The sequence below is a fragment of the Verrucomicrobiota bacterium genome (genome assembly GCA_037139415.1).
GTDB lineage: Bacteria > Verrucomicrobiota > Verrucomicrobiia > Limisphaerales > Fontisphaeraceae > JBAXGN01.
This window is the reverse complement of sequence record JBAXGN010000010.1, coordinates 1-12123: the sequence shown is the minus strand read 5'-3', so window position 1 is coordinate 12123 and position 12123 is coordinate 1. Positions and strand designations below refer to the sequence as shown.

Annotated in this window: 10 protein-coding genes and 1 tRNA gene; 5 read left to right on the top strand and 6 right to left on the bottom strand. The window is 57.1% G+C overall.

Annotation, left to right across the window (positions count from 1 at the left end; genetic code table 11):
• Position 1: 1 nt before the first annotated feature.
• The 6 genes from WCO56_03025 to WCO56_03000 all read right to left on the bottom strand — a co-directional run bounded on the left by WCO56_03025 (position 2) and on the right by WCO56_03000 (position 6705).
• Positions 2-1198 (bottom strand): homoserine O-acetyltransferase, encoded by a 1197-nt coding sequence (locus tag WCO56_03025; GenBank protein MEI7728510.1) that lies wholly within the window; start codon positions 1196-1198, stop codon positions 2-4.
• A 201-nt stretch (positions 1199-1399) separates the two neighbouring features.
• A complete protein-coding gene (locus WCO56_03020; protein MEI7728509.1) occupies positions 1400-3112 on the bottom strand; it encodes a tetratricopeptide repeat protein in 1713 nt (570 codons plus the stop codon).
• 2 nt (positions 3113-3114) lie between these two features.
• Positions 3115-4287 (bottom strand): exosortase U, encoded by a 1173-nt coding sequence (xrtU, locus tag WCO56_03015; GenBank protein ID MEI7728508.1) that lies wholly within the window; start codon positions 4285-4287, stop codon positions 3115-3117.
• Positions 4259-4666, bottom strand: coding sequence for a hypothetical protein (locus WCO56_03010; protein MEI7728507.1), 408 nt, complete (start codon positions 4664-4666; stop codon positions 4259-4261). Before WCO56_03010 ends, xrtU begins: the two co-directional genes overlap by 29 nt.
• A 228-nt stretch (positions 4667-4894) precedes the next feature.
• Positions 4895-5668 carry a choice-of-anchor R domain-containing protein gene (locus WCO56_03005; protein ID MEI7728506.1) on the bottom strand — a complete coding sequence of 258 codons (774 nt, stop codon included), beginning with the start codon at positions 5666-5668 and terminating at the stop codon, positions 4895-4897.
• 515 nt (positions 5669-6183) lie between these two features.
• Positions 6184-6705, bottom strand: coding sequence for a hypothetical protein (locus tag WCO56_03000; protein ID MEI7728505.1), 522 nt, complete (start codon positions 6703-6705; stop codon positions 6184-6186).
• Positions 6706-7042: 337 nt separating this feature from the next.
• Here WCO56_03000 and WCO56_02995 point away from each other — a divergent pair, with 337 nt between their 5' ends.
• From WCO56_02995 to WCO56_02975, 5 genes are all read left to right on the top strand, one after another.
• Complete coding sequence (locus WCO56_02995; protein MEI7728504.1) at positions 7043-7963, top strand: shikimate dehydrogenase; 921 nt, start codon at positions 7043-7045, stop codon at positions 7961-7963.
• Between the two features lie 7 nt (positions 7964-7970).
• Positions 7971-9290 (top strand): prepilin peptidase, encoded by a 1320-nt coding sequence (locus tag WCO56_02990; protein MEI7728503.1) that lies wholly within the window; start codon positions 7971-7973, stop codon positions 9288-9290.
• 54 nt (positions 9291-9344) lie between these two features.
• Positions 9345-10274, top strand: a complete 930-nt coding sequence (locus tag WCO56_02985; protein ID MEI7728502.1) for a hexose kinase — start codon at positions 9345-9347, stop codon at positions 10272-10274.
• Positions 10275-10370: 96 nt separating this feature from the next.
• Entirely contained in the window at positions 10371-11588 is a 1218-nt protein-coding gene (locus tag WCO56_02980; protein ID MEI7728501.1) for a GspE/PulE family protein, read from the top strand.
• Positions 11589-11686: 98 nt separating this feature from the next.
• A tRNA-Arg gene (locus WCO56_02975) sits at positions 11687-11763 on the top strand.
• Positions 11764-12123: the final 360 nt, after the last annotated feature.

Genomic DNA, 12123 nt, shown 5'->3' with positions numbered 1-12123 from the left:
GTCAATCCATCAGGGCGGCGCGCAGGAATGGGCGGTAGAGGTGCGGCTCCAGGAGGAAAGAGTCGTGACCTTTATCGGAGTGAACGGTGATCCAGGTGGCTTCGATGCCGGCTTTTTCCAGGGATTTGACGAGGTGCTCCTGTTCTTCCGGCCAGTAGCAGACGTCGGTATCAATGGTGAAGACGAGGTATTTCTGGTTCTTGCAGCGTTCAAAGACGGAAACGATGTCCTCGGCGACGGCTTCGCGCACAACGTCAAAGCGGTTCCAAGCGTCCAGGATGCGGAGGTAGCTGTTGGCATCGAAACGTTTCACAAATTTGGCGCCCTGATGCAGCATGTAGCTCTCAATCGGGCTGCTGAGGTGATACCACGCGAGGTCATCGTTGCGGCGAACAATCTCCCGGCGTGCGCGTTCAGCCATGGCGTCCAGCGAGACGAAGGATTTATGCCCAATCATGCGGGCGGCGGCCAAGCCCCGGCGCGGCGGGTTCTTGAGATCGTAATCGCCCCCCTTGAAGAGGGGATCGGATTCGATGGCATAGATTTGTTCAAAGTTATGGATGCGTGAGAGGACCGGCACGAGGAGTCCAGTGGCGCACGGGATGACGGCGCGGACGCGGTCCGGATACCGGGTGGCCAGGCAGAGGGAAAGCATCCCGCCGAGGGAAGCGCCCATCACGGCGTGGAGTTGGCCGATGCCGAAATGATCCACCAGGCGCATCTGGGAATTGACAATGTCGGAGAGGGTGACGCGCGGGAAGGTGGAGAGGTACGGTTTGCCGGTGCGGGGGTTGAGGGAGAGCGGCCCGGAGGAGCCGTAGCAGCCGCCAATGTAGTTGCAGCAGATGACAAAGAAGTGATCGGTATCCACCGCGCAACCAGGCCCAATAAAACCATCCCACCAACCGGCCTGACATTCATCGGTCCACAACGCGCCGACACCGGGGACGGCAGGGTTGAAACCGGCGGCGTGCTGGCTACCGCTGAGGGCATGGAACACGAGGACGGCGTTGGTAGCTGTGGCGTTGAGCGTGCCATAGGTCTCGTAAGCGAGGACGGCACCTTCCAAGCGTTCACCGGAAAGGAGGGTCATCGGCCCACCCTGCTCGTCCAGGTTGAAAAAATGCGTCTCCACCTTTTTCCCCGCAGCGGTGGCGGAAAACGGCGTGCCCTGATCCATTCTTTTATTGCGGCTCATGTTAATGATAAACGGTAAATATCCGGCTGATAAGCTAGAACACTCCCGTGGCTGGTGCAAGCGGGAATTCGGCAGGGGGGAGAGACAATTATGGCTGACGCCCATGCGGCGCGAACCACCGAGCCTGAGCAATGGATGGAGCGCGGGCCTCCGGCCCGCGTGGCTCGATCTTTTTAACCACACGCCCCGTTGGTTGAATAATCAGTTTTTGCCGGTTACCACGTCTTTTGCGCCCGTGCCAACCGGATGTGCCAACCGTTCGTGCTCGCTTGCCAAATCACCCATGCCCAAGGCCCGATAGGCTTGGGCTAGGGCGGTGTGTGATGGCCGTGGGTTGTCCAGTTTAGGCAACGTGATTTCCAAGTCGGCAATGCCTTCGCGCCAACGGCCCATTTTTATCTGGACGTGACCGCGGGTGTCGCGGAAATGGAAGTTGTTGGGGTATTTTTCCACCAGCGGGTTAATGATGGCAAGCGCCCGCGGCAAATCGGGATTTTCCCCCATGGCCAGCAGGAAAGCCACGTTGTTGGCCACCCAAGCCGAGCTGGACGAGACTTGATACGCCAGTTGAAAATGCTCCTTGGACAAGGCGACATCGCCCTTTTCCCACGCCGCGCTGCCGATCAGGAAATGCAGGATGTCCGGGGAACGCCCCTGGGCCAGCATTTTATTCAACAGGCCGCGGGCCGCCTCGATTTTCACATCGTCCCGCAGGCTGAGTTTCACCAGCACGTTCAATAATCCGGAATTATTAGGCGCAAAACGGAGGCCTTTTTGCAGCAGGTCAATCACCGTCGGAAAGTCATCCGGGCGGGAGCGTGTCACCGCTTGGGTCCAAAGCAAATAGATGTCGCCCATTGCCAAGGCATACGTGGCATCCTCAGAGCGGTTCATCGCCAACTGCATACGGGTCAAAGCCCCCTCAAAATCTCCGGTCAGCGCCATGGCCATGGCCCAAGCCCGTTGGACGTCAAAACTTTTCTCTTGGGAGAATTTCTTCGCAAACAGTCTGGTGGCGCCGACCGCGCAACTTTTTGCCGTCTCCGTTTCGCCTTTGTCCAACAATATGGCGGCGTACTTTACTGCGGCAAAAGGACTGTTCTCCGCGGCGTTTGCCAAGTGACCTTTCGCGAGATCCCAGCGGTCGGACTGCAAATAAATGCTGCCCAGCATATTATTGGCCTCCAGGGAGTCCGGATCGAGGCTGAGCGCATGCTGGAGATGGGTAATCGCCTTGTCAAGTACCTGCGGGGAAATGTTGGTCTGCTGCAGCATTTCCCGGGCCACCCGCAGATGCGCGAGTCCTAGCACCGGGTGCGACAGCGGGGCGAGCAGGCCAATGACGTCCGCCGCCTCCTGCCGCCGCCCCAAGCCTTCCAAGCTGAGCGCCAGGTAATACAGATAGGGATCTTTCACCGTGCCCAGGCTGGCCAGACGCTGGCTGGCCACCCGGGCGCGTTCAAACTCTTTGTTGCTCAACGCCTGCTCCACGATGGCCTGATATTCCACCCGTGTTTCCCATGGGCTCCAAACTTGGAGGCAAATGCCACCGGTAACCAGCAGCAGCAAACCGCTCAGCGCGGCCGGCAGCACACTCCATAGGATTGCGTAGGGCCGGGTCTTGAACCAGCGGACCACCGGCATGCCAATCGTGCCCGTAAAATCCGGCAGCTCCAGCGAAAAAAAATACTTCACCCCCATCACCACCCGCATCCGCAATCGGCGAAAGAAGGATGCCCCGGGCAAATTAATTTGCGGCACCAAAGTTTCGTGCCCGCGCCAGACCCATTTTTTTGCCCGATACAGAAAACGACGAAAGAAGGACGGCCCGGGCAAATCAACTTGGGGCACCAAGGTTTCGTACCAGCTCTGGGCCCATTTCTTTACCCGATACAGAAAACGATGGATAGTCATGATCAGGGTTGCAGTTGACTCGCCAGTTGTTGCCACATAACCCGCCGCGCCGCCTCGTAGAATGCCTCGACCTGCTGGCGTTCCTCGGGACTCAGCGCCACGTAGCGCACGGCCAGCAACTGCACGCGGTAGGTCGTTGGTTCGGTCCCTTTGACCGTGGCAAAGCGGGATTTCAAATTGCCATCCCCAAAACCGGGCAACTGCAGCCAGTGACCTTGTTCATCCACCGTGCCATGCAGCAAATAGCCGTGCTGAACTCCGTCCTTGGTCATTTGCACCTCCACGATCGGCAGCTTGTCTGTGCCCATGGCGTCCCGCTGCCGCTGTTGGGAAAATTTCCACCCGCTTTTAATGTAGCAGACCCCAACGTCATGGCAGCCCGAGAACGGATAATCCAAGCCCAGCGTCACTTGCAAGTTTCCTTTCTGGAATTGCCACTGATGCGACGAAATCCCGGTAGTCTCGATCGTATGGCCGGTGGCCACATCGCGGCTGAGCCGCTGCCATTCCAGCAACTTTTCCGGCATCGTAAAGGCGGCACCGGCGCGCAGCGCGCTTTTGGCAGTCAGGCTCAACGCGCCTTGATGCCGCTTCCATCCGACCGCCGCCCCCGCCAAACCCACCACCAGAAACGACACGGCAGCCACCTGACCCCACCGGGGCGCGATGCGGACGGTGGCCTTTGGCACGGGCGGCGTTGGCGCTATGACTGGCTTTACCGACGCGGTGGCCGGGAGCAACAGAAATGTCAAAAGGCGGTCCAGACTGAAGATCAAGCCCAGGTAGGTAACCACCAACACCAGACCTAAAACCTCATGCGGCCAGCCGGTGAGCAAATCCACATGGAATTTGTACTGCAACCATCCGCCCACCGTAATCCGAAAAATATTACCCATGACGACAAATCCCACAGTGAGAGTCAGGCAGACCAGAATGCGCACCGGCCTCCGGCGTTTCCAAAGCGTATAAAATAGACAGGTCGCCAGCATGAACAACACGGAATTGATGCCACTGCAAGCCTCCTCCACCAACAGCCGATGACCCGGCACTTCAATCACGTTTCCACCGGTATGCTGCACCACCCCCAGCAAATCCAGCAACCGCCCGCTGCATATCACCGCCAATGACCGCAAATGCATGGTCAGTTCAGTATCGAGCTTGAGGGGCGGGGGGATGATCGTCAGCGTCAGCAGAAGCGCGGGCAGGTAGGCACGGAGCCCGGCAGCCCCCCCCCAGCCACCAAATCACCCCGGCCAACATGAGGAACGCGGCGATACTCCCCAGCCACGGCGTCCAAAGCATTCCGGCGGTCCCCAAGAGCAACCCGGAGGTGCCGAGCACCAGGGCAATGATCCAAGGGTTGCCCGGAGCTAGCGGTTGCGGCATCGCTTGGCTGCGCGTCCACGCCAAGAAACCCGCCCCCGCCAAGGCCAAGGGAAAAAACTGATAATGAGGCCGCCCCCACAGATTAAGGAAAAATAAGACCAGCACCGGCCCAAAGCCAGCCACCATCAGCAATAATTGGTTGCGGGTCAGCCCGGCCCCTGGCGGCATAAATCCGCCGGTTGAAACCGGCTGCGTTATGGCAATATTGGTTTGGGACGTCATTAACAAAACGGTAGCGCAGTTCACCAGTATTTCGGAACCGTGTTCGCACGCATCGAAGAAACAAGGCGTACGGGCTCAAAAATGTTAGCGGTAATTGCCAAAAAAAAGCCGGACCCATTAGGATCCGGCTGTGATAATATTAAATTTTTGTGTGACCCATTGGCCGAGAATACCTCAGACTTGAACCGGCAATTGGCCAGCCTGACGACGGCGCAGATAAAATCCGCCCGCGCCCATCACAGTGATCCCCATCATTGCCCACTGACTGGCCTCGGGCACCGCAGTGATTTCCATCATGAGGGGGTGCGTCCCAGTTGTAGAACTCCAACCGCCTGAAGTATTTAACACCATTTCCCTAGTTGAATACCCAAAACCGCTATGAAGATAAGTATTAGTAGTACTTAAGTTATCTTGTACTCTAATCGAACTAAAAGCATCGACATTGTCAATTGTAGGTTTAATAACCACCCAGTATGCGCCCGCACCAGTATGGATGGTATGAAGGCTATCTGCGTTTTTAAAAGTAGTCAACTGAAAAGAATTATCATTAAGAGAACCTGGAACTTGTCCGGTAAAATTCCCTATCAGGGTACCCGGCTTATTACCACTATCGTTATAAATACCCACATCAACGGTACTACTACTATTACCACCATTATCAAGCATCATCAGCGAGATCGCTGAAATGTACGCCCCTTGAGCAGAAGTAACCAAAAATTGTTGTGCAAGTCCCCGTCTGCCACCCGAGGTTGACACTCCTTCACCCCTTTCTGCATAATAGGTGCCATTTGGGGTAACAGGCGCATTAAGACTGTTATAAGCAACCCACTCGTTATCCGCCATCGCGGGAAGAACCACATCCGCCCGAGCGTCAGTCGCCAAATTTAACCCACATCCCACCACCAAGGACATGGCCGCATTTTTTAGTAAACTTTGCATATTCTTCATAACTTTCTAATTTTGTTCCAACTATTATCCGTAACACGTGAGCAATATTGCATGTCTCTGTAATCTTTTCAAAGGAAATTATTTAAGAATAACACACATATAAACTGAAAGATGGCACGGCTTTTGCTACTGAATTGTCGGCAGTATGAACGACCTTGCGGGATCGCCCATGAATAGATTTGCAAGCGACTCACCCGAAGGTAGTTGCATAAATACGAAGCCCATTCCCATTCAGGCGCTTTGCAGCCGTGTGGCCATGGACCGGCGATTTGGTGCCGACCTTGACCGCCACCGGGCGGGAATTACCCACCCACCACCATGATTCTTGCATTCACCCGCAAGGCCGGCCCGGATGGCGGAAAACTTGGCCCCCCAGTATGCCGTGCTGCCCGGTTTCGCGTTTCCCGCGCGGTCCGTTATGTTTACTTTTGTATATGTTCTGTTAATGTTTTGTACTGTTTTGGTTTAATTTTTAAAAATTAAAACTCAGAGAACTGCATCCAGCTTGGTTTGGTTCAAGCTGGCAGCGGCGGCTCGGGCGTATTATTCATGGCGCGATTGCGGCACCGAACGCTGCTCACGGCAATCACCCCTCCAAGGATCACCCAGCGAAGAGGGTTGGACGTGAAGATGAAAGTGCCGCAGAACATGATTGTCGCCAGGAAGCCATATATTATTAGTGCGACCCAGCGGGGACGTTGCTGACGCGCCATTGGCCAAAGCCACCACCAGAGCACATCCGCCACCCAAACGAGGGTGAAAAGGTAGTTGCCCCATAGAACCGCGCTGGTGCGAACGTGAATGACATCGTAGGTGAGCATGGCCGTATAGCTGGCGGCGGCGGCGTGACTCCAGTTATGATACCCGCCAAAACCCAGGCAAAAGTGCAGGAGGTACACTGCGCAGGCCGCCGTCCACAAATTGCGGGTGGGACGCTCGCGCCGGGCGGCCAGAAACGCGGCGAGCATGAGGAACGCACTGCACCAGGCGCTCCCCTTGACCAGATATTCCCCCAGATTCACGGACATCAAATTCATTGGGGGACGGTACCGGTTAGCTGGGACGGAAGCAAGGCGCGGAAATGCCAGGGCTGCCTCAAGCGCGTTGGTGCGTTACGAAAAATACGAGGTGGGCAAGGTCTGTGGTTCCGTACCCCCTCACCTGTTTCCTCTCCCTCGGGGAGAGGATTTTCATTATCCGGCTGAGGGAATCAGCTTAATCGCTTCACTTTCATGCGGGTAATTCCGCGGCCATGGGAATACCTGAACCGCCGTTTCCAGCTTGAACTAAACCGAGCTTGAGGCAGCCCTGCGGAAATGCGCGTTGAAAATATTTCGGCTTTAAACTCTGTTGGGGACAGCGTAAACTGCCGCCATGAACGACGTATTTGCAACCCCGTTGGGCGCCACGACGCGTTATTGCGCAGTCTATGGGCACCCGGTGCGTCACTCGGCGTCGCCCGCCATGCAGAATGCCGGGATCACCCAACTGAATTTGAACTGGCGCTACCTTGCGTTCGCCGTACACCCGGACCATTTGCGTACCGCCATCAACGGGGCGCGCGCGATGAAGTTCATCGGGTTGAATCTCACCGTCCCGCATAAATTGCTGGCCATGGATATGGTAGAGGTGTTGGATATTTCGGCCAAGACTTGGGGCGCGGTGAACACGATTCGCTTCGAGGCGCGCGACACCGACGGCGTCTGGCGTTCCCTCGGCGATTTCCCCGGCGATATTCCCGAGGATATTCGCGCCCACGGTTTCAATACGGACGCGGACGCCATCACACGGACGTTGCGCAGCGATCTCGGTGTGGAACCCTCCGGTGCGCGTGTGTTATTATTGGGGGCGGGCGGGGCCGGGCGCGCGGCGGCGCTCAAACTGGCCGCCGATGGCGTCAAGGAATTGTTCCTGGTGAACCGCACCGCCAGCAAGGCAGCCCAGATTGCCGAAGAAATCCGGCAGCGCTATCCCACGGTAGCGGCGCACCTCGGCTATCCGACGCAAACGGTGGACTTTCTGGTCAATGCCACGTCGCTGGGATTAAAGGCGGAGGATCCCCTGCCCTGGGATGCCGCACAATTTGCGCTGACCCGCGCCGGGTCGGTGTTTGATATGATCTATCGCCCGGCAGAGACGTCCCTGCTAAAAGCCGCCCGCGCCGCCGGATGCCGCGTCACCAACGGGATTGGGATGCTGCTCTACCAAGGAGCCAAGGCGCTGGAAATTTGGACTGGCAAACCGGCTCCGGAAGCCGCCATGCGACAGGCGCTGTTAAAAAACATTTACGGTTAAACTCATCATGCTGGATTTTTCAACCTGGTCGGAGGTGCCGTTCCATTTCTGGACGGCGGTGCTGTTTATCTTCGGGACCATCGTGGGCAGTTTTCTCAATGTCTGCATCCACCGGCTGCCGCGCGAGGAAAGCATTATCTCGCCGCCGTCGCATTGTCCGCATTGCCAATACTCCATCCCATGGTTCCTGAACATTCCACTGGCGACCTGGCTCTGGCTGCGGGGAAAATGCGCCCATTGTGGAGCCCCGATTGCCTTCCGGTATTTCCTGGTAGAGTTATTGACGGGCATCCTTTTCCTCTGCGCGTGGCTGGCGTTCGGGCGGGAGCATCCGGGCGTCGCGCTGGTGCATTGCCTGGTCCTGGCGGGGTTCATGGTAGCCACCTTTATTGACTTTGAACATTTCATCATCCCGGATTCCATCACCAAAGGCGGAATGGCGGTTGGGTTTGTGATCTCAGCGGTCGTTCCTGCATTGCATCACGTCGCCACTGCCAAAGAAGCGCTCGAAAAGAGCGCCATCGGCATCGTGGTGGGCGCGGGTGTCATTTATCTTTTTCTGCGGGGAGGGAAGTTATTGTTCGGGAAACGTCGCATCAAAGTCCCTGCGGGTTCCACTGTCATCTTTGGCGAGAGCAGCGTCAAACTGCCCGATCAGGAAATCCCCTACGAAGAAGTGTTCTACCGCAAAACCGATTGCATTGAAGTGCAAGCCGCGCAAGTAACGCTGGTGGAAAAGCGGGAGAGTGTCTCGGCCGCGGAGGTTTCCGCTGAGAAACCTGCGGTGGCCGCCACAACAAGCGTTCCCGAGCCGGTGTCCATGGAGAATCGCGTGACCGAAACTCCCGCCAGCGTAGTTGCGCCGATGACCGTCGCCCCGGTGAATCCGCCGGAATCCGCCTCGGTTGAAAATTCCGTTATTGTACCCTCCCCTGCCGCAGTTGCGTCCGAAGGGAAGAAACAGTTCGAGAATGTCCGCATCCGGCTGTTCCTGGATCGCTTGGAAATTGACGAGGAAGTGTTCAACCCCGAGCAGGTGGTGCAACTGGAAGTCGTCACCGACCAGATTTCCCTGCCGCAAGAAGCGATGGGGCTGGGCGATGTTAAATTCATGGGCGCGATTGGCGCATTTCTCGGCTGGCAGGGCGCGGTGTTCTCACTGTTTTTCAGTTCGATCATCGGCTCGGTCGTCAGCCTGGGTTTGGTGGTCATGAAAAAGCGCGGGTGGTCCAGCCTGATTCCGTATGGGCCGTATATTGCCATGGCCGCCACCGTCTGGCTGTTTTGGGGCAAGGAAATTTTTGCACTCCTCACCCGGCTGCAATAACCCAATCGGAGAACGCGAACCACCACTGGCGCATAAATAAGTTGGATCCGGAGTATGTTTCTCACCATTGGCACCACCCCCGCCGTTCAACGAGTCATGGTTTTCCGAAAGTTGACCCTCGACGCCGTCAATCGCGCCGTGACCACTCTGGATGGAGTCGCGGGCAAAGCGATTAACGTCGCGAAAGTCCTGCAAGTTCTCGGCGAAAACCCCGTGGCGGCGGGCTTCTACGGTGGTCCGCGCGGTGAAATCGTCCGTGGCGCAATGGAATCACTGGGGATCACCCTGGAGTTTGTCCACGTCGCTGCGCCCACCCGGCAATGCATTACGGTGATTGACGAGAGCACCGGAATGCATACGGAGTTGGTCGAGGAAAGCCGCGCGGTCGAACCCGCCGCGTATGAGGAGTTATTTACGAACATTCAGCGCCATGCGAGCATCCGTGTGGCGATTATGTCCGGCACCATTACCCCCGGCGGGCCGGTGGATTTCTACGCGCGCTGCATCCGCTGGGCCGACCAAATCGGAGCGATGACCATTGTGGATGCCCAAGGCGCGGTGCTGATGGAAGCCCTCAAAGCGAGGCCCGGACTGGTCAAACCGAACCGCCAGGAATTGGCCGCCACCGTTGGCTACGCCTTGAACACCGAAGACCAATTGCGCGCAGCCATGCGGACCGTGGCGGAACTCGGCGCACAACGCGTGGTAATCACTGCGGGCAGTGCGCCGACCATGGCTTTCGATGGCCGCAACTTCTGGAAGATTGGCTCGCCAAAAATCACCGCCGTGAATCCGATCGGCTCAGGCGACGCGTTCACCGCCGGATGCGCCTCGCGGCTCGGGCGCGGCGACGATTTGGGCGAAGCTTGCCGCTGGGGCGCCGCCTGCGGTACCGCCAACGCCCTGACCTGGATGGCCGGGGAGATACACCCCGCCGATGTGACCCGCCTGGCCAAAGACGTTTCCGTGGAATGCCTCCCCTGAATTTTTCCCGTACACACGGAAAAATTTCTCGGGATTCTGATTGTCCAAGGTCGGAATTTCGGCTAAAGAATGCGCCCATCAGACAGGATTTTCGCTATGGGCAAGACCAATGAATACATGCAGACCGTGACGGAATACTCGCAAATCGAGATTCCCAAACTGGTGGATTCCCTGTTGCTGGATGGCATCACTGCCGGGGCCAGCGACATTCATATTGAAGCTTGGGAAACGTGCGTGGCCGTCCGCCTGCGGCTCAGCGGCGTATTGACCCAACTGGTGAACCTCCCGTTGGAATTCATAGACCGCATCACGGCCCGCTTCAAAGTCATGGCCAACATGATTTCCTACCAGAACGATCTCCCGGCGGAAGGTCGCGTGGAGGCCAACGCTCTTTACGGCGGCACCGAATTGCGGGTCTCCATCTTTCCCAACGTTTGGGGTGGAAAAATCGTCGTCCGTATTTTTGATCCGCGCAACCGCAGTTTTGATCTGGCCCATTTGGGTTTGGAAGAGGATATCCGCGAAAAACTGGCCACTCTGTTGGGACGTCCCAACGGGTTAATCCTGTTCACCGGCCCCACGGGTTGCGGAAAAACCACCACGATTTATAGTGCCCTGATGCATATCGTCCAGCGCGCCGGCGCGTCCGTCAGCATCAGCACCGTGGAGGACCCTGTTGAATTCCGGCTGCCCATGATCAGCCAGTCGCAAATCAATCTGGCCAAAGATTTCACCTACGCGATGGCGCTGCGCTCCCTCCTCCGCCAGGACCCCCAAGTAATTATGGTGGGGGAAATCCGTGATGTGGACACCGCCGTCATCGCCCTTCAAGCCGGGCTCACCGGGCACTTGGTGATCAGTACCATTCACAGTGGCAGCAGTTCCGGGGTGTTCGCCCGCCTGATGAACATGGAAGTGGAACCGTTTCTGCTCGCCTCCAGCATTATCGGGGTCGTCGGACTGCGCCTGCTGCGCACCAATTGCCCCCATTGTGCCTTACCCTACGACCCGGAACCGGCCCTTTTGCGCTACGTGCCGGCGGAAGTAATTCCCCACGCCAATTTCATGAAAGGCCCCGGTTGCGAGGCGTGCCTGAACACTGGATTTGCCGGACGCACCGCGCTGGCCGAACTGCTGGCGGTGGATGATACCTTCCGCGAGGCGGTGCTCCAAAAAATGCCAACACGCTCACTGCAACAAGTGGCCACCCAACAGGGCATGTCCACCTTCTGGCAATTGGCGCTCCGCCGGGCCTTGAAGGGGCAAACCTCTCTGGAAGAAGTCTTCCGCGTAGTGGCACTGGATCAGGTCTGATCGAAATTCAGGGCTTACGGATAAAACTCGGGATAGAAAAAAGGTGAAAAGAACGCTTGCGAAAACGGAGGCGCGCACGTAAATTTTGCCTTCGCGGTGCATCCGTAGCTCAATTGGATAGAGCGTCTGACTACGGATCAGAAGGTTCTGGGTTCAACTCCCGGCGGGTGCACCATTTTAAAACACTTCGGTAAAACAGGGCTAAAACAGCACTTTCCCCCAACAAAGCAGCATAAGCAAAAAAGGCTTCATGCAACACTTTTGCAACACTTTCAAAGGTTAAAACCGGCCTTTTGCAACACTTTCGCCGCGCCTTGCAACACTTCCACTTGACCACTTCAACACTTTTGCAGGCGCTTCAACACTTTTCCGGCTGGCCATTTATTGGCTATTCCATGCCATCCCCTGCCCTCTGGACGTGTCAACGGGTGCCGGGTGGTCAAACATACCTAACGCGGGTCCGGTCATTCCTGGGGCGGTTGGTGACGGTGCCAGGGTAAAACGAAACGCCCCCCGATTTCTCGAGGGGCGCTCG